This is a genomic window from Promicromonospora sp. Marseille-Q5078 (assembly GCF_050315395.1).
Lineage (GTDB): Bacteria > Actinomycetota > Actinomycetes > Actinomycetales > Cellulomonadaceae > Isoptericola.
Genome location: NZ_JBNPQG010000001.1, coordinates 558,424 through 578,242 on the forward strand (window position 1 = coordinate 558,424; position 19,819 = coordinate 578,242).

At 73.6% G+C, this 19,819-nt stretch carries 17 protein-coding genes; 2 read left to right on the forward strand and 15 right to left on the reverse strand.

Annotated features, from left to right (window positions below):
- On the forward strand, positions 1-2,391 hold the full coding sequence (locus ACQFYA_RS02570; protein ID WP_499121352.1) for a hypothetical protein: 2,391 nt from the start codon (positions 1-3) through the stop codon (positions 2,389-2,391).
- A gap of 121 nt (positions 2,392-2,512) precedes the next feature.
- Here the strand turns inward: ACQFYA_RS02570 and ACQFYA_RS02575 are convergent, their stop codons facing one another.
- The 8 genes from ACQFYA_RS02575 to ACQFYA_RS02610 form a co-directional block, all read right to left on the reverse strand.
- Positions 2,513-3,796, reverse strand: coding sequence for a family 1 glycosylhydrolase (locus ACQFYA_RS02575; RefSeq protein ID WP_499121354.1), 1,284 nt, complete (start codon positions 3,794-3,796; stop codon positions 2,513-2,515).
- Complete coding sequence (locus ACQFYA_RS02580) at positions 3,793-4,680, reverse strand: carbohydrate ABC transporter permease (protein ID WP_499121356.1); 888 nt, start codon at positions 4,678-4,680, stop codon at positions 3,793-3,795. Before ACQFYA_RS02580 ends, ACQFYA_RS02575 begins: the two co-directional genes overlap by 4 nt.
- A complete protein-coding gene (locus tag ACQFYA_RS02585) occupies positions 4,680-5,645 on the reverse strand; it encodes a carbohydrate ABC transporter permease (protein WP_499121358.1) in 966 nt (321 codons plus the stop codon). Before ACQFYA_RS02585 ends, ACQFYA_RS02580 begins: the two co-directional genes overlap by 1 nt.
- Before the next feature lie 70 nt (positions 5,646-5,715).
- Complete coding sequence (locus ACQFYA_RS02590; RefSeq protein ID WP_499121360.1) at positions 5,716-6,969, reverse strand: ABC transporter substrate-binding protein; 1,254 nt, start codon at positions 6,967-6,969, stop codon at positions 5,716-5,718.
- A gap of 141 nt (positions 6,970-7,110) precedes the next feature.
- Positions 7,111-8,151 (reverse strand): LacI family DNA-binding transcriptional regulator, encoded by a 1,041-nt coding sequence (locus tag ACQFYA_RS02595; RefSeq protein ID WP_499121362.1) that lies wholly within the window; start codon positions 8,149-8,151, stop codon positions 7,111-7,113.
- 18 nt (positions 8,152-8,169) lie between these two features.
- Positions 8,170-8,766 carry a GrpB family protein gene (locus tag ACQFYA_RS02600; protein ID WP_499121365.1) on the reverse strand — a complete coding sequence of 199 codons (597 nt, stop codon included), beginning with the start codon at positions 8,764-8,766 and terminating at the stop codon, positions 8,170-8,172.
- A complete protein-coding gene (locus ACQFYA_RS02605) occupies positions 8,763-9,314 on the reverse strand; it encodes a GNAT family N-acetyltransferase (protein WP_499121367.1) in 552 nt (183 codons plus the stop codon). Before ACQFYA_RS02605 ends, ACQFYA_RS02600 begins: the two co-directional genes overlap by 4 nt.
- Before the next feature lie 71 nt (positions 9,315-9,385).
- Positions 9,386-9,973, reverse strand: coding sequence for a phosphotransferase-like protein (locus tag ACQFYA_RS02610; protein WP_499121370.1), 588 nt, complete (start codon positions 9,971-9,973; stop codon positions 9,386-9,388).
- Positions 9,974-10,046: 73 nt separating this feature from the next.
- Between ACQFYA_RS02610 and ACQFYA_RS02615 the strand changes: the two genes are divergently transcribed.
- The gene (locus tag ACQFYA_RS02615) at positions 10,047-11,882 is read left to right on the forward strand and encodes a SpoIIE family protein phosphatase (RefSeq protein ID WP_499121372.1); all 1,836 of its coding nucleotides are present in this window, start codon (positions 10,047-10,049) and stop codon (positions 11,880-11,882) included.
- Here ACQFYA_RS02615 and ACQFYA_RS02620 read toward each other — a convergent pair.
- From ACQFYA_RS02620 to ACQFYA_RS02650, 7 genes are all read right to left on the reverse strand, one after another.
- Positions 11,796-12,731, reverse strand: a complete 936-nt coding sequence (locus ACQFYA_RS02620; RefSeq protein WP_499121375.1) for an amidohydrolase family protein — start codon at positions 12,729-12,731, stop codon at positions 11,796-11,798. The two genes, ACQFYA_RS02615 and ACQFYA_RS02620, sit on opposite strands and share 87 nt — an antisense overlap.
- Entirely contained in the window at positions 12,728-13,729 is a 1,002-nt protein-coding gene (locus ACQFYA_RS02625; RefSeq protein ID WP_499121377.1) for an aldo/keto reductase, read from the reverse strand. Before ACQFYA_RS02625 ends, ACQFYA_RS02620 begins: the two co-directional genes overlap by 4 nt.
- A complete protein-coding gene (locus tag ACQFYA_RS02630) occupies positions 13,699-14,520 on the reverse strand; it encodes an RraA family protein (protein WP_499121379.1) in 822 nt (273 codons plus the stop codon). The genes ACQFYA_RS02625 and ACQFYA_RS02630 overlap by 31 nt, the downstream gene beginning before the upstream one ends.
- Complete coding sequence (locus ACQFYA_RS02635; protein WP_499121382.1) at positions 14,517-16,487, reverse strand: DUF8034 domain-containing protein; 1,971 nt, start codon at positions 16,485-16,487, stop codon at positions 14,517-14,519. Before ACQFYA_RS02635 ends, ACQFYA_RS02630 begins: the two co-directional genes overlap by 4 nt.
- A 2-nt stretch (positions 16,488-16,489) precedes the next feature.
- Positions 16,490-17,293 carry a carbohydrate ABC transporter permease gene (locus tag ACQFYA_RS02640; protein ID WP_499121384.1) on the reverse strand — a complete coding sequence of 268 codons (804 nt, stop codon included), beginning with the start codon at positions 17,291-17,293 and terminating at the stop codon, positions 16,490-16,492.
- 151 nt (positions 17,294-17,444) lie between these two features.
- Positions 17,445-18,368, reverse strand: coding sequence for a carbohydrate ABC transporter permease (locus ACQFYA_RS02645; RefSeq protein ID WP_499121386.1), 924 nt, complete (start codon positions 18,366-18,368; stop codon positions 17,445-17,447).
- 2 nt (positions 18,369-18,370) lie between these two features.
- On the reverse strand, positions 18,371-19,633 hold the full coding sequence (locus ACQFYA_RS02650) for an ABC transporter substrate-binding protein (RefSeq protein ID WP_499121387.1): 1,263 nt from the start codon (positions 19,631-19,633) through the stop codon (positions 18,371-18,373).
- Positions 19,634-19,819: the final 186 nt, after the last annotated feature.

Genomic DNA, 19,819 nt, shown 5'->3' on the forward strand with positions numbered 1-19,819 from the left:
ATGAAGGTCCGTCGCACCGCCACCGTCTCCGCCGTCTCCGCCGCCCTCGCGCTGGGCGCGCCGCTCGCGGCCTTCGCCGGCGAGGGGGACACCTCGACGGCCGCTCAGCCGGAGCCTGCCGCCCCCGCCGTGGAGTCCGCGCCCGCCGAGGAGGCCGGCGACACCGAGAAGCCCGGCACCGAGGCGTCTGGCGCCGAGACGTCCGACGACACGGAGGAGCCCGCCGCCACCGGCGGCGCGTCGGAGCCCGGCGAGACCACGACCACCGACGTGGAGCCCGCCCCGGAGCCGGTCGACCCGGTCGTGGCCCCGGCGCCCGACGAGGCCACCGACTCCCCCGCCGAGCAGGGCGGGACGGCTGAGGCCGGGCCCGAGGAGGCCGCCGCGGAGGCGACCCCGGAGGAGCCCTCCGTCGAGGACGCCGAGCCCGCGGTGGACCAGCCGGCCGCCGACGACGCGGCGTCCGGGGCGCCGGCCGAGGAGGCAGCGCAGGCCGACGACGTCGCGGCCGCGGAGGAGAGCGCGCAGGAGGGGTCGACGGCCCCGACGGCCGCCCGGGCCGCTGCCGCGAGCCCGTCGGCGTCGCTGCTCGCCGGCACGTCCGCCGCGTACCCGGACCCCGCCTACGAGCCGCACTGGCACGACGGCGGCCAGGACGGCTTCGGCTGCGACTACTGGTACTTCCTGGAGCCCGCCGAGGGCGGGTCCGGCAAGGACTGGAGCGGGTGGGGCGGGCAGCCGCAGCTGCACATCCTCCACCACACGCTGGTGGACGACGACGGCACCGTCCACATGGTCTACGACCGGGACATCGCCGGCTCCTGGTACCACGCGTGGTCGGGCGACGAGAGCGTGACGCCCGACGCCGACGGCATCCACTGGGAGAACACGTCCGCCCAGCAGACCGTGCTGGTCAACGGGTACAAGGGCGGGAACGACATGTCCGCGCGCGGGGCCGACGCCCAGCGACTGTTCGAGCGGGCCGGTGTGACGGTCACGCCGAGCACGACGTGGGAGACGTACCGCGGCTGGTACCAGGCGTCGATCGACGACGGCACCTACACCGAGGACCAGGTGCGCGACTGGTGGCAGCAGCAGACGGACTCCGAGCGCGACCGGCGCATGGACTACACCGCGTACGAGGCCACCCAGTTCGCGGTCTGGTACTTCAGCACCGGTCACGACGTCATGGGCATGCTCTTCGACGTGGACGAGAACAACCACGTCACCGTGTCCGAGAAGGCGCTGCAGCAGTTCGAGGCGTCGGACGAGGACTGGACGCGCAACTGGGAGCAGGGCTACAACAGCGACCGGAAGGCGACGCTGCAGACCGCGGCGTGGCTGATCGAGCAGGGCCTGACCACGAACGTCGTCATGCCGCAGCCGGGCTTCACCAGCAACGGCTACGTGCGCAACGCCGACGGTTCGACCGACTACGGTTTCACCGCCTCGCTGGTCGGCGGCACCGGAGACGTCCACGTCGAGCTCCGCACGGCGGACGGCGCGCCGCTCCCCGAGGGGGTCGTCCTCGTCGACGCGAGGGGCCGGGTCGTCGACAGCGTGACCCCGGGCCAGAAGGTCTTCGTGCGCGTCCCCGCCGGGACGAAGGTGGCGGACCTGCCGCCGTTCCAGCTGTGGGGCTCCGCCGAGGGCACCGAGCAGGGCAGCCCGCACTTCTACACCGGCTGGGACCACAACAACAACGGCACGGGCACGACCGACCCGGAGACGGGGGAGTGGAAGCAGCCCGAGTTCCAGCACTGGTTCATCGGCCTGGGCGAGCTGGACCGCCCGTCGACGGCCTGGGACTGGATCGGCGTGACCCTCGCCGACGAGCCTGAAGGCCCGACCGACCCGACCGACCCGACCGACCCCACGGACCCGACCGACCCCACGGACCCGACCGACCCCACGGACCCGACCGACCCCACGGACCCGACCGACCCCACGGACCCGACCGACCCCACGGACCCCACGGACCCCACGGACCCCACGGACCCGACCGACCCGACCGACCCCACCGACCCCACGGTCGAGCCGGGCACGCCGGACCCGGCGGACCCGGCGGACCCGGCGGACCCGGCCGGCCCGGCGGACCCGGCCGGCCCGGCCGCTGAGCGGGGCACGGTCGATCCCGCGACCGCGACGCCGACCGCGCCGGTGTACGTCAGCCACGAGGGCGTCGTCGTCGCCGCGGAGGACGCGGAGGACCCGACCAACCTCGGCTCGTCGGACTCGCGACCGGCACCCCAGGCGGCGGCAACCGCCCCCGGGCGGCTGGCGCAGACCGGGAGCGACCCGGCGCTGCTCGCGGCGAGCGCGCTCATCGTGCTGACGGGGACCGGCCTGGTGCTGGGCGCCCGCCGGCGTCGCGGGTCGGACGCCGAATGACCCGACGCTGAACGACGCGCGGGCCCCGCACCCTCAGGGTGCGGGGCCCGCGCGCCGTCGCGCCTCCGGTCGCCGACCTGCCGACCTGTCGCCACGGCCCACGCCTCGACGCGGACCGTCATCAGGCCGGGACCGAGTTGGCCTCCCGGTCGGTGGCGAGCTGTCGGTACGTGTCCGCGACGGGCGTGCGGCGTCGGTCGAGCCCGCCGGAGCCGTCCTCGACCAGGTCCCACAGGCCCATGGTGAGGAGGTAGTCCTCCCGGGGGCCGGTGCCGTGGCGGTAGGTCCACTCGTACATGTCGAACACCGGCCACCAGGTGTACCCGACGACCTGGTGGCCGTCGGCCCGGAGTCGACGGATCGCCGCGACGGACTCGTGCAGCCAGGCGACCCGGTCCGCGGCGGGCGCCGTCACGGACGTCTCGGTGAGCATCACGGGCACGCCGTGCCGGCGCTCCGCCTCGGTGAGGACCTCCACCAGCCCGGCGACCCCGGCGTCCTGCGTCGGCCGCGGGTCGGCGAATCCGCCGCCGTGGTGCACGCCCTCCTCGAACACCTCCGTCGAGATGCGCGGGTAGTAGTTCATCCCCATGACGTCGGGGCGCACGGCCTGCTCGGCGAACCACGAGAGCGTCGCGTCGTCGAGGCCCTCGGCGCGCAGCAGCCCGACGAGGGGGTGCGCGTCGTCGACCCGTCCGGTCACCAGGTCCTCCACGAGGTGTGCCTGGTGCCGCAGCTGCTCGACCTGCGGGCGGTGCTCGCCGGTGACGTCGCCGGCGTAGCGCATCGACGCGTCGACGTGCAGGAACGTCGCACGGTCGCCGAGCACGTCGCCGATGCCCTGCTGCGTGCGGACGAAGCCCTCGGCCAGGGCGCGCACCATCGTGGTCAGGCCCTGGTCGCCGCTCAGGTACGGCGGCCAGTACCCGTAGGCGCCGCTGAACAGTGCGTGGATCATCGGCTCGTTCACCGGCGTGTAGTCGGTCACCGTGTCGCCGTACCGCTCGGCGAAGGCGACCGCGTACTCGGCCACCACCTTCGGGTAGTCGGGGTGCGCGAACTGGTCGTCCAGCCACAGGGGCGTGCCGTAGTGCAGCAGGTCGATCACGGGGCGCAGGCCCAGCTCGCCGAACCGGTCGACGACGCGGTCCACCCACGACCAGTCCCACTGGCCGGGGGCCGGGCTGACCCGGTACCAGGGCACGCCCCAGCGCAGGAACGTCGCGCCGGCGTCGACGGCCAGCCCGAGGTCCTCGCGGAACCGGCGGTAGTGGTCGGTGAGCTCGTACTCGTCGATGGCCCGCTCGCCCGGCCGGGCCTGCGGCACGAAGGTGTCCTCGATGCCGAGGCCGAAGTGCAGGGCGCCGTCCTCGTACCAGCGCGGTGCGCGCGCGGGGGCGGTCACTTGAGCCCCGTCGTGGCGATGGACTCGATGAACTTGCGCTGCACGAGCATGAACGCGAGCACGAGCGGCACGACGGCGACGAGCGCGCCGGCCATCATGACGCCGTAGGGCACGATGCCCCCGGGGCCGGTGAGCAGGGTCAGTCCAGAGGTGATGGTGCTCATCTCCTGTTCGGTGGTGAAGACCAGCGGCCAGAGCAGGTCGTTCCAGTTGTTGACGAAGACGAAGATCGCCAGGGTCATGAGGGCCGGCCGGGCGTTCGGCAGCACGACCTGCCAGAAGACGCGCAGCTCCGAGGCGCCGTCGATGCGCGCGGCGTTGTCGACGTCGCGGGGCAGGGACAGGAAGAACTGACGCAGGAAGAAGATCCCGAACGCGTCGGCCGCACGGGGCGCGATCATCCCGGTGAACGTGTTGACCCAGCCCAGGTCGCTGACGATCTGGTACACGGGGATGAGGGTGGCCTGGAAGGGGATCATCAGCGTGGCGACGATGCCCACGAGCAGCACCTTGCGCCCGGCGAAGTCGATCCGGGCCAGCGCGTAGGCCGCCAGCGAGTCGAACACGAGGGCGAACAGGGTCACCCCGCCGGCGAACACGAAGCTGTTGGCGATCAGCCGCGCGAACGGCAGGTCGGAGAAGATCCGGTCGAAGTTCGCCGTCGTCCACTCCTGCGGCAGCAGGGTGGGCGGGAAGGCGTTGACCTCGGCCGAGGGCTTGAACGCCGTGAACAGCACGATGAACAGCGGGAGCAGCACGACCAGGGTCGCGACGCCGACGCCGAGCGTGAGCAGCACGGTGGACCCGCGGACCCGGCGCCGGCGCGCGGGCGCGCGCAGGGCGGGCGGCGTCGACGTCGGGGGACGGACGGTGGCGGTGGACATCAGGACTCCTCCTCGCGGCGCCCGAAGAACACGAACTGGACGACGCTCAGCAGCAGGGTGGCGATGAGCAGCACGTACGAGAGTGCGGAGGCGAAGCCGAGCTCGAGCTGGCGGAAGCCGGACTCGTAGATCTCCATGACCACGGTCTGGGTGCTGCCGTACGGGCCGCCGCCGGTCATCACGTAGATCTGGTCGAAGGCCTGCAGCGCGGCGATCATCGCGAAGATGAGCACGAACGCCGTGGTGTTCGAGAGCATCGGCAGCGTGATGTGCCGCAACCGGGACCAGGCGCCGGCGCCGTCCATCTTCGCGGCCTCGTACAGCGAGCCGGGGATGTCCTGCAGGCCGGCCAGGAAGATCACCATGTAGAAGCCGAAGTTCTTCCACACGGCCACCAGGGCGACGGCCGGCATCGCGAGCGTCGGGTCCTGCAGCACGTTGCCCAGGTCGATCCCCATGCCGCGGAGCCAGTAGTGCAGCAGCCCCACCTGCGGGTCGATCAGGTACGACCAGGCCAGGGCGGCGACGGCCAGCGAGATGATGAACGGCAGGAACAGCGCCGTGCGGAACAGGCCGCGGAACGGCAGCCGCGGGTCGTTCAGCAGCAGGGCGAGCGCCAGCGCCACCACCACGGCGGTGGGGGTGAACAGCACCGCGTACACCACGGTGTTGACGACCGCGTCACGGACGTCGGAGTCGGTGAAGATCCGGGCGTAGTTGTCCCAGCCGACCCACTGGGCCTGCCCGAACCCGCTGGCGTCGGTGAACGACATCTGCAGCGCCGAGACCATGGGCCAGACCACGAACACGCCCAGGACGACGAGCGCGGGGGCGAGGAAGGTGAAGGCGATGCGGGTGCTGCGCCCGCGGGAGCTCCGGCCGCGTGGTGCCGGCCTGCGCCCGCCCAGCGGGGCGGGCGCCCGGAAGCCCTGCTTGCGGGGGCCGACGGCCTGCGCAGTGCTCATGACGGATGCCTCTCGGACGTCGGGTGGGTGCCCGGGCGCGCCGGGCCTGCGGGGTGCGGGGCGTGGGCGGTCATTCGTCCAGCGCCGCCTGGATCTCGCGCTGCGCCTCGGCCAGCAGCCCGTCGACCGGCTCACCGGCCATCGCCCGTTGGGTGAGCTTGTCGACCTCCTCGAGCACGTCGGTGTTGTTCACCACGCCGGGCAGCAGCGGGCGCGCGAGGTGCGCCTGAGTCGTGAGCTCGGCGACGACGGGGTTCTCCGCGACGTCGTCCGGCCCGACGTCGGTGCGCAGCGGCGGCCACCCGGACCCGAGCGACCACGTCACCGCCTGCTCGTGGGCGAGGAAGTAGGAGAAGAACTGCTGGGCCGCCGCGCGCTGCTCGTCGTCGGCCTGGACGGTGAGCGCCATCGCGACGCCGATCGCCGAGGCCGCCTGCCCCTGGGGACCGGCCGGGACCGGGGCGATGCCGTAGTCCACGCCGTTCTCCTTCGCGACCGAGGCCATCCACGGCCCGCCCACGTACATCCCGACGCGGCCGCCGGCGAAGAGGCTGTCGCCCTTGACGCCGTCGAGCCCCGTGGGGCTGATCGAGTCCGCGGCGATCGCGTCGTGCCAGAACCGGAGCGTCTCGGCGTTCTGGGGCGTGTCGATCACGGCCTTGCCGTCCTCGACGATCCCCCCGCCGTTGCCGTAGAAGAGGGTGGGCCACACGCCGTTGCCCACGGTGGCGTGGTCGGCGAGCGCGAGCCCGTACTGCTCGGGGGTGCCGTCGTGGTCGGCGTCGACGGTCAACGCCTTCGCCGCGGCCACCCACTCGTCCCACGTGGTCGGGACCTCGACGCCGGCCTTGTCGAAGAGAGCCTTGTTGTAGAACATCGTCAGCGGGACGAACCCGGTGGGCACGCCGTAGGCGCCGTCGTCCGTGGTGACCATGTCGAGGGCGCCGGGCTGCAGGTCGGGCGTGGCGGGCTCGTCGGCGTAATAGGCGTCGAGGTTCACCAGCGCGCGGCGGTCGGCGTAGACGGGGAGGCGCTCGGCCGGCATCGCGACGATCTCCGGCCCGGTGCCCGCCGACAGCGCCGGCAGCACCGTGTCGTCGATGACGTCCCACGGGTTGACCTCCGTGGAGATGGCGACGTCGTCCTGCGAGGCGTTGAAGTCGTCGACGATCTGGTTCAGCACGTCGCCGTCGGACTCGGTGTACCCGTGCCAGAAGGTCAGGTGGACGCGGCCGTCGGACGTCTCGGGGTCGGAGGCCGAGCAGCCTGCCAGAACGAGGGTCAGGCAGAGCGGGGCGGCCAGGAACGCAGCGGTGCGCTTCATCGTGCAGATCCCTCCGTGGTCAATACAACGTTGCAAGACAACGTTGTAAGTGGATCATGCGGGCCGGACGTCGGGCATGTCAACCCGCGATCCAGCGCCTCTCCGGGGCAGCTGGCCGGACCCGCCGGCCGCCGCCTGGGCTCAGGCCCGGGTGGACTCCCGCGTGACCAGGCGGAACGCCGGCGCGACGACCTGGGGCGCGGCCGCGGGCGCCGCGCCCTCCGCGATCCGGTCGCTGAGGAACTGCACGGCGAGGCGGGCCACCTCGTGGCGGCCGGGCTCCACCGTGGTCAGGCTCGGGTAGCTGAAGCGTCCGTCGGGGACGTCGTCGAACCCGACCAGGGCGACGTCGCCGGGCACCGACAGGCCGCGCTCCTGCAGCGAGCGCAGGGCGCCCAGCGCCAGGTCGTCGTTCATCGCGAAGACGGCGTCCGCCGGCAGTCCTGTGTCGAGCGCCCGCGCCATCGCCTCGGCGCCGCTCGGGCGGTCCCAGGTCTCCACCGGGATCACCAGCGCGGGGTCGAGCGCGATGCCTGCCGCGCCGAGCGCCGCTGCGTACCCGGCGTGCCGCAGGCCGGCGACGCTCGACGTCTCGGCGGCGTGCGCGCCGAGCAGCACGACGCGCCTGCGGCCGAGCCCGAGGAGGTGCTCGGTGGCGGCGCGGGCGGCGGCCTCGTGCTGCATGGTCACGTGGTCGACGGGCCCCGGGAACAGGCGCTCGCCCAGCACCACGAGGGGCGACGCGGGAGTCCAGCTCGGGGGGACGTCCTCGTGGGTGAGGCCCAGCGGGGCGAGGAGCAGCCCGTCGGTGAGTGCCAGCCGGGGATTGCGCAGCACCTCGAGCTCGCGGTCGCGGTCGCCGCCCGTCTGCTCGACGAGCACGACCAGCCCCTGGTCGGCGGCAACCCGGATCACCTCGTCGGCGAGCTGGGCGAAGAAGACCTGGCTGAGCTCCGGCACCGCCAGCGCGATGACCCCGCTGCGCCCGAGCCGCAGGTTGCGGGCGGTCAGGTTGGGACGGTAGCCGAGCTCCTCGACGGCGGCGAGCACCTTCGCGCGTGTCGTGTCGCGCACCTGCGGGTGGTCGTTGAGCACGTTCGAGACGGTCTTGAACGACACGCCCGCCGCCCGGGCGACGTCGTGCAGCGTGGGTGCGGACCGGTCGTCCCGACGTGGCGCCATGCCTCGGAGGTTACAACGTTAAAGGTCCCGGCTCGGCGCGATGCCGGCGCTCTCGACCCGCCAGCCCGTCGCGACGGCCCATGCCTCCGCCCGGGCGAGGATCTCCGCGATCAGCCCGCCCTTGGCGTCGGCGTAGTGGTTCATGCTCGGCCAGTCCCGGGCGGCGAGCTCGCGCTTGAGCGCGGCGTACGCGGCGCGGTCGTCGGCGTCGTGCCGGAGCCGGTCGCGGAACAGCAGGTGGCGCCGCTCCCAGTCGCTGCCCGCCGGGCAGATGTGCACCTGAACGTCCAGCTCGGGCGTCCGGACCAGGCGGTGGCCGGGTTCGCGCACGCGCAGCACGTACCCGGCCGCGAGCAGCGCAGGGAGGTAGGCCCCCTCGTCCTCGACGTCGGGGACGCTGAGGTCGATGTCGACGATCGGCTTCGCGGGGAGCCCGGGCACCGCCGTCGACCCGACGTGGTCGACGCGCACAGCGGCGGTGCCCAGCGCCGCGAGGATGCGCGCGCTCTCCCGCTCGAACCGCGCCGGCCACCGCGGGTCGGGCTCGACGATGACGATCTCGCGCTTCTCGACCCCGCCGATCAGCTCCACCTCGGGCCGGTCGCCCCCGGTCATGCGTGCGCCTCCCACTCGGGCGCGAGCACCGACCAGACCTCGATGTCCTGCCGCACCCCACGGTGCTCGTGGTGCTCGCGCAGCACGCCGTCGCGCCTCATCCCCAGCCGCCGGGCGACGGCGATGCTCGCCGCGTTGCCCGACGCCGCCCACCACTCGACGCGGTGGATACCGCGCTCGCGGATCGCCCAGTCGATGATGAGCCGCGCGGCGCGCGTCACCAGGCCGCGGCCCGCCGCGGCGGGTTCGAGCCAGCAGCCGGCCTCCGCCGTGCCCCGCGCGACGTCCATCGTGCGGAACAGGACGCCGCCCACCAGCGTGCCGTCCAGCCAGATGCCGTAGAGGCGGCCGGTGTCGGTCGCCGCCTTCTGGGCGTATGCCTCGAGGAACGACCGGCTGGACTCCAGGTCCGTGATCCGGTCGGGGAGGGGCACGAACCGCCCGACGAACTCCCGGCCGCGGTCGATCGTGGCCAGCAGCTCCTCCGCGTGCCACGGTTCCAGCGGGCGCAGCTCGGCGCCGTCGTCCCCGAGGGGCCTCGCGAACATCGTTCCTCCCCTGGTCACGACCGGCCCGGGTATGCCGGCACGTCGGGATCCTCCCACGCGCGCCGCCGGCGTCAATGCCCGCGCACCCCCTCGAGGGGCAGCGCCCCGAGGACGGCGTCCGCGACCTCGGCCGGGGTCCGGGCCGACGTGTCGACCGTGAGGTCGAAGGTCTCGCCGTCGAGGACGTCCAGGTGGCCGCGCGCGTTGCCCGGGTGCCGCCCGTGGGGCCGCGCCGCCTCCCGCGCCTCGACGACGTCGAGCGGCGCGGTGAGCCGGACCCACCACGCCCGGTGGCCGGCGAGCTCGCGCCGCCACGCGGGCAGGATCGACCCGTCGACCGGCATCTCGTCGAGGACGACGTCGTTCCCGGTGTCGAGCAGCGCCCGGACGGCGGCACGCTGCCCGTCCAGCAGCCGCCGGCCCGCGTCGCCGTACCGGATGCGTGCGCGGGGGGAGCCGTCCGGATCCACCGTGTCCTCGTACCAGAACCCGGGCCCGGGGCCCCGAGGGTGCCCCGCCCAGTGGTGCGGGAACATCGAGAAGAAGTGGTCGAGGCCGACCACCAGGTGCGGCTCCGCGAGTCGTCCCTGCAGCTCGCCGGCCGCCGCCGACTTCCCGACGCTGGACGTTCCGACGAGGGCGAGGAGGTGACCGGGCATCCCCCGAGTGTGGCCGTCCGCCCTGCAGCCGACAATGCACACGACAAGACATCTGTCTGGATACCCTTGCCCTGTGAGTTCGGGGTGGTTCGAGGAGGCGACCGCGCGCAGCGTGGTCGGTCGGGAGGCGCGATCCGTCGCGTGGGACGCCACACCCTTGGGGCCGCCGGACACGTGGCCGGTCTCGTTGCGGCACGCGGTGCGGCTGTGCTTCTCGACCCGCTTCCCCGTGATGATGGTGTGGGGCCCGGACCTGACGCTGATCTACAACGACGGCTACCGCGACATGCTCGGCACCGACAAGCACCCGGCGGCGCTCGGCGCACCGGCGCGGGTCGTGTGGGCCGAGATCTGGGACGACGTCGGCCCGCTGTTCGAGCACGTCCTGGAGACCGGGGAACCGACGTGGGACCGGGACCTGACGCTCCTGATGAACCGGTCGAGCTTCGACGAGGAGACGTACTTCACCTTCTCCTACAGCGCGCTGCTCGACGACGACGGCGCGGTGGCGGGGGTCCTGGACATCGCGACCGAGACGACGCAGGAGGTCGTCAACCAGCGTCGCCTCGTGATGCTGGGCGAGCTGCACGCCGCGCTGCCCTCCGCGTTCGTGGACCTGCCCACGTTCGCGGGCCCGGTGATCCACGTGCTGTCCCGCAGCAAGGACGTCGTGCGGGCCGCGGTGTACGACGTCGGGAGCCCTGCCGAGATCGTCCTCCAGGCGGGCGTCGACCGGGACGAGGACGAGGTCTCCCTCGTGGCCCGCGCCCTGGCCAGCGGGCGGCGACAGGTCGGTGACGGGGTCGTCGTGAAGCCGGTGCGCGACACGGGCCGGTCCGGGCACCTCGCCGTCGTCGTGCTGCGCGCCACCCCGACCCGCCCCTGGGACGCGGACTACGCGCGCTTCCTGTCCGTGGTCGCGTCGGCGGTGGCCGCGTCGCTGCGCGACGTCGTCCACCGGCACCGGAGCGACGAGGCCCTGCGCCGCCGGGCGGCGCGCTCGGAGCAGGAGAGCGCACAGGCGCGGGAGGTCTCGATCGCGCTGCAGCGGGCCGTGCTCACGGACCCCCCGGCCCTGGACGGGCTCGACGTGGTGGTGCACTACCAGCCGGCCTCGGTCGTGCGCGACATCGGCGGGGACTGGTACGACGCGTTCGTGACGAGGGACGGCGGTGCGACGCTCGTCATCGGGGACGTGGTCGGCCACGACCTGGACGCGGCGGTGGCCATGGGACAGCTGCGCGCCCTGGTGCGCGCGATCGGCTACGACAGCCAGGAGTCCCCCGCCCGGGTGCTGGAACGGGTCGACGCGGCGATCGACGGGCTGGCGCTTCCTGGGTCGGCCACGGCCACCGCGCTCGTCGCGCACATCACGGAGGTCGGCGAGCACGCCCGGACGGCCCGGACGGTGCAGTGGTCCAGCGCGGGCCACCTCCCGCCGCTCCTGGTCCGCGGCGACGGGGCCGTCGAGATCCTGAGCGTGCGCAACGACCTCCTGCTGGGCATGAAACCCGAGACCGCGCGGACCGACCACACGGTGGAGATCCGCCCGGGGGACACGCTCGTGCTCTATACCGACGGCCTGGTCGAGCGGCGCAGCGGCGGTCTGCGTCGTCGTCTGGACGAGTTCGCCCGGCTGCTCGAGGGCACCCAGGACGACCGTCTGGAGGACGTCGTCGAGTCCGCGCTGAGCAGCATGCTCGTGGGGACGGTCGACGACGACGTCGCCATCGTGGCGGTCCGCGCGCGCCCCGCGGGCGTCGCCGAGGTGGTCGCCGTCCCCGACGGGTCCCGGCACACGTGGACTCGCCGGCACGACGTGTCAGCCGGGCGCGGGCGCGACTCCGTACAGGCGGGCGCCGGTCCCGTGCCAGACGGCGACCGCGGCGGCGTCGTCGAGCCGGGGTAGGGCGCGGGCGGTCCGCGCGACGGTCTCGGCATAGGGCGCGACGCGCGCGGACATCGGCCAGTCGCTGCCGAACAGCAGCCGGTCCGGGCCGAGCAGGTCGACGGCGGCGCGGACGGCGGTCGCGACCCTGGCGGCGTCGTCCGGCGCGGCGGCGTGCAGGCCGGAGAGCTTCGCGTGCGCGCGGGCCCGGGCGGCGAGCTCCGCGAGGGCGGCGCGCCACGACCGGTCGGGCGCGCCCCTGCCGAGCCCGAGGTGGCAGACCACGACGTCGAGGTCGGGGTGCCGGGCGGCGAGGGCCGCGACCGCGGGGAGCTGCTCAGGGCGCACGAGGGTCTCGAGGACGCGGCCGGTGGCGGCCAGGCCATCGCAGAGGGCGTCGAGGCCGGCGACGTCGGACAGGTCGGCCGCGCCGCCCGGCACCGCGAGGCGGATGCCGGCGACCCTGGTTCCGACCGCGGCGGAATCGTCGATCACGGCCTGCGCCGTGCCGGCCCAGGCGCCGGGCACATCGGGGCGCGCGTCGTACTGCAGCACGAGCGGGCCGGGCAGCGGACCGTGCTCGGCGGCCTGCCCGGCGAGCCAGCGGGCCTCCTGCTCGGTGTCCGCGGCCTGCACGGCGACGGCGGCCCGCACCGGCACGGGCGCCGTCGCGACGGCGGCGGCCAGGTCCTCGGGGCCCACCCGCGGGGGCAGGCCGAGGTCGTCGCGGAACCACGAGATCCGCGTCGCGCCCGTGTCCCACAGGTGCACGTGCGCGTCCACGAGGTGCCCGACGGCGCCGACCATGCAGTTGGTCGCGTTCTCCGGGTCGAGAACGCGCGCAACTGCATGGTCGGCACGGGGGTTCATCGGCGGTGGGTGGGGACGCGGGCCGCGATCGCGTCGAGCTCCGTCCACAGGTGGTCGGGGACCGGGGCGTCGGCGGCGTCGACGAAGACGTCCACCTCGGCGGGGGTGCGGGCACCCACGACGACGGCCTCCACGCCCGGCACGCGCAGCGGGTAGCGGGCGGCCGCCGTCGGGAGGTCGACACCGGCCGCGTCGCACGCCGCCGCCATGCGTCGCGCCCGGTCGACCTGCTCCGCCGACGCGGGGCGGTAGTCGAAGAACGGCGCGCGCACCGGGTCGGCGAGCACGCCCGAGTTGTAGACGCCCGCGCCGATCACGCCGACGCCGCGCTCGCGGGCGGCCGGGAGCAGGTCGTCGAGGGCGGTGCGGTCCAGGAGCGTGACCCGGCCGGCGGGCATGACGACGTCCAGCGCGCCGGCGGCCTCCCGCACGAGCCGCGCCACGGGCGCGTTCCGCCCCATCCCGACGCCCACGGCCCGCACGACGCCCTGGTCGCGCAGGTCGAGCAGCGCGGGCAGCGCGCCGCGCAGCGCCTCGTCGACGTCGGCCGGGTCGTGCAGGTAGAGCAGGTCGACGCGGTCGGTGCTAAGGCGCGCCAGGCTGCCCTCGAGCGACCGCAGCACGCCGTCGCGGCTGAGGTCGCCGACGGTGGTGCCGCCGGGCCCGCCCGTGCCGCCGGTGGGCACGGGCGCGCCGGCGGCGTCGACGATGGTGCGCCCCACCTTGGTGGCGATCACCACGGAGCCCCGGTCGACGCCGGCGAGGGCGGCCCCGAGCCGGAGCTCGCTGACCCCCTCGCCGTAGTGCGGGGCGGTGTCGAAGAACCGGACGCCGCGCTCGAGCGCGCGGCGGACCGTCGCCTCGGCGTCGCCCTCCGCCACGGGCGTGAAGAGGTTGCCGATGGGCGCGCAGCCGAGGCCGAACGACGACGCGGCGACGCTCTCGCCGCGCCCCGGGCCGGCCGGCGTCAGAGGGCGGAGCCCTGCGCGGAACGCCATGCCTCGAACTCCCCTCGGGTGTCGGGGGTCAGCGGGTAGTAGTCGCTCAGGCGGGCGCCCTCGTCCAGCCGCTGCCGGCTGAAGCCCTCCCACTCCTCGTGGTCCTGGGCGGACGCGACCACCTGGTCGGCCATCGCGCGGGGCACGATGACGGGGCCGTCGTCGTCCGCGACGACGAGGTCGCCCGGCATGCACAGCACGCCGCCCACGGCGACGGGCACGTCGTAGGCCCAGGGGAACAGCTCGGACTGCGAGGCGTAGTGCGGCGTGACCCCGGTGGACCACACGGGCAGGCCCAGGTCGCGGATCTTGCCCGAGTCGCGGATGCGGCCGTCGACGACCATGCCGGCGCCGCCGCGGCGCTGGAAGTACCGGGCGAGGATGTCGCCCACGCAGCCGGAGAACCGGCTGCCGTACGCCTGGACGACGAGCACGTCGCCGGGCTGCGCCGCCTCGAGCACGTGCCACAGGGCGGTGTGCCGCTCCACGTACTCCTGCTCGTCGCCGGCCGCCAGGTCCTCGCGCTGGGGCATGAACTGCAGGGTGAGCGCGGAGCCGACCACCCGGTACCCGGGCGCCAGGGGACGCGGCCCCTCGACGAACGAGCGCCGGATGCCGAGCCCGTGCAGCTTCGCGCACGCCGTCGCGGAGGACACGTGGCCCACGCGCTCCAGGGTCTCGGCGTCGGCCCGCTCGAACGCCGGGCCCCGCACGGGCAGCGAGACGTCGGGACGCACGAGCGCGGCGGCGGGATCGAGGGCGAGCCCCTCGGTGGTGAGGGCGTCGGTCATGGTCGGGCTCCTTCGTGGGGCAGGTGGCGCTGGTGGCGCGGCGCGGCCGCGGCGGGGGCGGTGAGCAGCACGACGTCGGCGCGGTGGCTCGGCGGCAGCTCGACAAGCAGGTCGGGGGCGTCCAGGGGCACGGTGGCCGTGGTCGGGGAGCCCGCGCGCCCCGCCGACGCCGTGGACGGGCCGGGCCAGTCGCCGCCGTCCTCGGCCCGCGTCACGACGCCCGTCAGCCGCTCCTGGCCGAACCGCGACGGCCGCACGCGCACGCGCCGGGCGTGCGTGGGGGACAGGTTGACGAGGCTGAGCCCGACGCGGCCGGCGCCGTCGGCGTCGCGGTCGAGGCCGGTGACGAGCGCGGCGACGTCCGGGGGCAGGCCGGGGCGCCCGCGGTCGGCGTCGGTGTACGCGACGGCGGCGAACGGGAGGCCGCCGTTGTAGAGCGTCTGGGGCGTGCCCGTGATCAGCTGCCCCAGCACCTCCGTGACGACGGGGTTGGCCCGCTGCCAGAAGTGCAGGTGCACGGTCTCGGGGTCCACGGGCTCGGCGTCCATGACCGCGACGCGGCGGGCGAGCTGCCCGAGCGCCATCGACAGCGCGCGCTCCGGGTAGTCCGGCAGCGTGCCGTCGAGGAACGCGAGCCACGGCCCCTCGTGCCCCGCCTCGACCTTGTCGCGGAACGGCCGCACCTCGCGCGAGCCGGGGACGCCGTCGAGCACGCGGTCCAGCCGCTTGCGGTCGGCGTCGTCGCGCGTCCACCACCAGAGCCAGGTGGGCAGGTCGAGCTGGAGCGGGCCGTGGTCGAACCAGCCGTCGGCCCCGTACCGGTAGGGGACCAGCGTGGCCGGCTCGGCGGCGTGCGGCCCGAGACGCTCGAGCCAGCTGCCGCGCAGGCTGAACGGCGTCTCGGCGACGGGCGCGGTGATCGCGTGGTCCAGCGCCGTGTCGAGCATGGTGCGCACGAGGTCGAGCGGCGCGTCGTCCCTGGTTCCCGACACGAACGACGCGTTGATCGCGCCGATCAGCGTGCTCATGCCCACCGAGTGCAGCCCGTGCGGCCAGGTCCAGCCGTAGTGGCCGCCGTACCAGGCGCCGTCGTGCAGGCCGCCGACGGTGCCGTCGGGCGCCACGTTGTCCGGCATCAGCCCGCCCGCCGCGGCCGCGCGCTCGCGCCAGCCGTCGACGTACCGCGCCACCCACGCCCCCGACGCCGCGTCGCCGTCGTACAGCCAGCGGTTGGTGACCAGCGACGTCGCGGCGAGGTTGACCGCCGTGTCGCCCGCGGCGCGGCGCTGCAGCTCGTCGCCCATGAGCTGCGCCCTGGCGGGGTCCGCGAGGTCGTCCCAGCGCGTGATGCCGGGCAGCCCGTGCAGCGGGAGGCCGTACGCGCGCATGTAGTCGAGCGACGCCGGGTAGGTGAGCCACTCGGTGCCGAGTCCCGGGAGCGGCCCCTGCGCCCCGTTGTGCGGCGCGGTGACGATGTTGCGGCGCGGGTCGTAGTTGCCGTGCGCCGGGTCCGTGTACAGCGCGGCGAACCGGCGGGCCCGCTCGGCGAACCGCTCGTCGTCCGGGTCGGCCGCGCACAGGCCGTAGAAGAACAGCAGCGACTCGCCCTGGTGGAACCAGTCGTACCCGTTCTCGTACTCGCCGGTGAGCATGCCGGCCTCGGTGAGCTGCGCCGTCACGCCCTCGAAGTGGTGCTTCGCCGCGTCGAGGACCGCGTCGCTGCCCCCGAGCGCATAGAACGCCGGCCAGTTGAAGAACGGCTCGTACAGGTCGTCCACGCCGTCGCGGTGCTCGAAGCCGCCCGCGTGCAGGATGCGCCCGTCGGGCCCGGTGTAGCGCGCGGCGAAGAGCCGCCAGGCCTCCTCCGTGGCGTCGAACAGGCGTCGCTCGAGCACGGCCCAGGCGGGGACGTCGTGCAGGGGCGTCGTGGGGACGCGCGGGCCGGTGGTGTCCGAGGTGTCGGCCATCGTCAGCCCTTCGTCGCCCCGGCGACCAGGCCGCCGATGATGTGCCGCTGCATGAGGACGAAGAACAGGATCGCCGGGGTGACCGCGAGCAGCAGCGTCGGGAACACGGTGGTGTAGTCGGTGGAGAACTCGCCGACGGCGGCGTACACGCCCGTCGTCACGGTGTAGATGCCGGAGCCCGGACCCAGGATGATCTGCGGGCTGACGAAGTCGTTCCAGACGCTGATCGAGTTCAGCACGACGATCGTCGCGACCACCGGCTTCATGATCGGGAAGACGCAGGACCAGAACGCCCGGATCTTGCCCGCGCCGTCCAGCGCCGCGGCCTCGTCGATCTCCCGCGGCACGGTGCGCAGGTAGGCGGCGAACAGGAAGATCGTCACCGGCAGGGTCGCCGCCGTCTCGAAGAGGATGAAGCCGGGGATCGTGTTGATGAGCCCCAGCACCCGCAGCACGAAGACCACGGGGATCAGCGTCACCTGGCCGGGGATGAACAGCCCGGACACGAAGAGCAGCAGCAGCCCCAGGTGCCACTTGGAGCGGCCGCGCGCGATGACGTAGGCGACCGGCGCGGCCAGCGCGATCCCGCACACGTTGACCAGCGCGACGAACAGCAGCGTGATGCCGTACGCCCGCACCACGTTGAACTTCTCGCTGGTGAGGGCGGCCTGCAGGTACTCCAGGCTGAACGTGTCCGGGGTGATCGCCAGCGGCGACGAGATGATCGCGTCCTGCGGCTTGAAGGCGTTGATCACCATGATGTAGAGCGGCACGAGCATGACCAGCGCCGCGAGGCCGAGCACCACCCATTTCACGACGGTGGCCGGGCGGGGCCGGGGACGCCGGCGGCGGGAGGTCGCGGGGCGGTCGGTGCCGTCGGCCGTCGTGCCGGGGCCGCCCGGGGCGGGGTGGCGCTCGCGGGCGCCGCCTGCGTCGTCATCGGTGTCGTCGTCGCCATCAGTCGGCCACCTTCTTCTCCGCGCCGCGCCGCGCGAACGTCACCGCGAGCCCGAGCACCGCCGTCACGACCAGCAGGATCACGGACTGCGCCGCGCCGAACCCGAGCTCGGACTGGGCGAACGAGTCCCGCAGCACCTGGTACACGATCGTCTGGGTCGACCCGGCCGGTCCGCCGTCGGTCAGGGCCAGCACGATGTCGTAGACCTTGAGCAGCCCCACCAGCGTGAGCACCAGGTTCACGGTGAACACGGGGGCGATGAGCGGCAGCGTCACGTGGCGGAACTGCTGCCACCTCGAGGCGCCGTCCACGGTGGCGGCCTCGTAGTACTCGGTGGGCACCGACTTGATGCCCGCGAGGAACAGGATCATGTTGAAGCCGAAGTGCGACCACACGATCGTGAGGATCACGCTCGCCTTGGCGAAGGCGACCTCGGTGAGGAACGGCACGGGCGCGACGCCGAGGTGCCCGAGCAGGCCGTTGACGGCGCCCTCCGGCGCGAGCATCGCCGACCACAGGAACCCGATGATCAGTGCGCTGATGATGTACGGGTAGAAGAAGATCGTGCGCAGCACCGTGTTCGCGCTGCTGTTGCCCGCGATGAGGGCGGCGATGAGCAGGCCGACGCCGTTGCACAGGACCGTGCCGCAGAACGCGACGACGCCCGTGAAGACCGCGGCGTCCACCGTGCGCGGGTTGCGGAAGGCCTCCGCGTAGTTGTCGAGGCCGATGAACGTGAAGCGCAGGCTGTAACCGTTCCAGTCGGTCAGGCTCAGCACGAACGCCAGGATCATCGGCACGATGAACATCGCCAGGAAGACGAGGACGGCGGGGCCGCCCATGACGATGCCGGGCAGGCGGTCGCGCCACACGCGTGCCGCCGGACGGCGGCCCGCGCGGGCGGGGGAGAGGGTGGCAGCCATCGTCAGCCCGCGGTGGAGGCGAACCAGTCGTCCATCGCGCCGTCGACCTTGTCGGCCGAGGTGCCGCCGATGAGCGCCTGCGTCTGCGCGTTGATCTCGTCCGAGTAGCCCGTCGGGAGCGTGCGCTCGCCGTAGCCCTGGCCGGTCGGGGTGTACGACTCGGCGGGGGTGTCCGCCACGATCTGCTGCAGCTCCTTGCCCAGGTCGTCCATCTCGTACTCGTAGCCGTCGCGGAAGTTGCCGTCGACCTCGAGCTGGCTGGCGACCGCGTCCTGGTCGGTCACGAGGAACTCGACGAGCTGGGCCGCCGCGTCCTGGCTCTCGCTCGCCTGGAGGATCGAGTACGGGCTGGCGATGTTCGCGCCCATGGCGGGGCCGGCGACGCCGTCGACGGCGGGGGCCGCGAAGACGCCGATCTCGGCCTTGTCCTCCGCCTTGGCCTCGGTGCCGGCGAACCAGCTGCCCATCGGGTAGATCGCGCTCTTGCCCGAGAGGAACGCCTGCTCGGCGTCGGGGTACTTGATGCCGAGGGAGTCCTTGGGGATGTAGCCCTGGGCGACCCAGTCCGCGTAGGTGGCGACCGTGTCGCCGTACGTGTCGGAGAACGTGACGTCGCCCGAGCTCATCTGCGCGAACCAGTCCGGGTTCTCGGCGATGATCGTCGGCAGGCCGAGGGCCTGGATCGAGTGGCTGGACATCCAGTCGCCGCCGGTCTGCAGCGGCGTCCAGCCCGCGTCCTTGAGCTTGCCGAGGTCGGCGGTGAGCTCCTCGACCGTGGTCGGCACCTCGGAGATGCCGGCCTCCTCGAACGCGGTCTTGTTGTAGAAGAAGAGGCTCTGCAGCTGGAAGCCGATCCCGGCCATGTAGTACTTGCCGTCGATCGAGTACTGGTCGGCCAGCGGCCCGCCGGTGGCCCAGTCGTACTGGGACAGGTCGACCAGCTCGGGCGCGAGGTCGACCGTCGGGGGCATCGACTGCACGACGTCCGGCGCGTCGCCCGCGGTGAGCAGGCGGGGGAGCGCGGCGGCCACGCCCTCGGCACCCGGGTTCTGGACGACGACGTCGATGTCCGGGTGGGCGTCCTCGAACGGCTTGACGAGCTCGTTCCAGTAGTCCTCGGTGAGGTTCGGGGTGACGTTGACGAGCATGCTCACCTCGGTGGTGCCGCCGGAGCCGCCGTCGTCGTCGGAGCCGGCGCAGCCGGTGAGCGCGAGGGCGGCCACCGTGAGGGTGCCCACGCTCGCCAGGGTGCGGTGCTTGATCATCGTTGATCCTCTCGGGTTGCCCGACGCCCGCGGCACGCTCCCGTGCGTGCCTGCGACGTGGCCTACGACTGTGGAGTGACGTCCGGTCTGGAGTGACGTCTTGGAGAGTAATCGATAATCGTTGGATTGGGAAGAAGTCGATCGGGCAGGTGAGTCTCACACCGGAGGCGTCCCGGGCCGCCCGCC

Bases quoted from the DNA above. Each gene is read 5' to 3' on its own strand.
- ACQFYA_RS02570 (WP_499121352.1), top strand. From the start codon at position 1: ATGAAGGTCCGTCGCACCGCCACCGTCTCCGCCGTCTCCGCCGCCCTC.
- ACQFYA_RS02580 (WP_499121356.1), bottom strand. From the start codon at position 4,680: ATGTCCACCGCCACCGTCCGTCCCCCGACGTCGACGCCGCCCGCCCTG.
- ACQFYA_RS02585 (WP_499121358.1), bottom strand. From the start codon at position 5,645: ATGAGCACTGCGCAGGCCGTCGGCCCCCGCAAGCAGGGCTTCCGGGCG.
- ACQFYA_RS02590 (WP_499121360.1), bottom strand. From the start codon at position 6,969: ATGAAGCGCACCGCTGCGTTCCTGGCCGCCCCGCTCTGCCTGACCCTC.
- ACQFYA_RS02595 (WP_499121362.1), bottom strand. From the start codon at position 8,151: ATGGCGCCACGTCGGGACGACCGGTCCGCACCCACGCTGCACGACGTC.
- ACQFYA_RS02600 (WP_499121365.1), bottom strand. From the start codon at position 8,766: ATGACCGGGGGCGACCGGCCCGAGGTGGAGCTGATCGGCGGGGTCGAG.
- ACQFYA_RS02605 (WP_499121367.1), bottom strand. From the start codon at position 9,314: ATGTTCGCGAGGCCCCTCGGGGACGACGGCGCCGAGCTGCGCCCGCTG.
- ACQFYA_RS02610 (WP_499121370.1), bottom strand. From the start codon at position 9,973: ATGCCCGGTCACCTCCTCGCCCTCGTCGGAACGTCCAGCGTCGGGAAG.
- ACQFYA_RS02620 (WP_499121375.1), bottom strand. From the start codon at position 12,731: ATGAACCCCCGTGCCGACCATGCAGTTGCGCGCGTTCTCGACCCGGAG.
- ACQFYA_RS02625 (WP_499121377.1), bottom strand. From the start codon at position 13,729: ATGGCGTTCCGCGCAGGGCTCCGCCCTCTGACGCCGGCCGGCCCGGGG.
- ACQFYA_RS02630 (WP_499121379.1), bottom strand. From the start codon at position 14,520: ATGACCGACGCCCTCACCACCGAGGGGCTCGCCCTCGATCCCGCCGCC.
- ACQFYA_RS02635 (WP_499121382.1), bottom strand. From the start codon at position 16,487: ATGGCCGACACCTCGGACACCACCGGCCCGCGCGTCCCCACGACGCCC.
- ACQFYA_RS02645 (WP_499121386.1), bottom strand. From the start codon at position 18,368: ATGGCTGCCACCCTCTCCCCCGCCCGCGCGGGCCGCCGTCCGGCGGCA.
- ACQFYA_RS02650 (WP_499121387.1), bottom strand. From the start codon at position 19,633: ATGATCAAGCACCGCACCCTGGCGAGCGTGGGCACCCTCACGGTGGCC.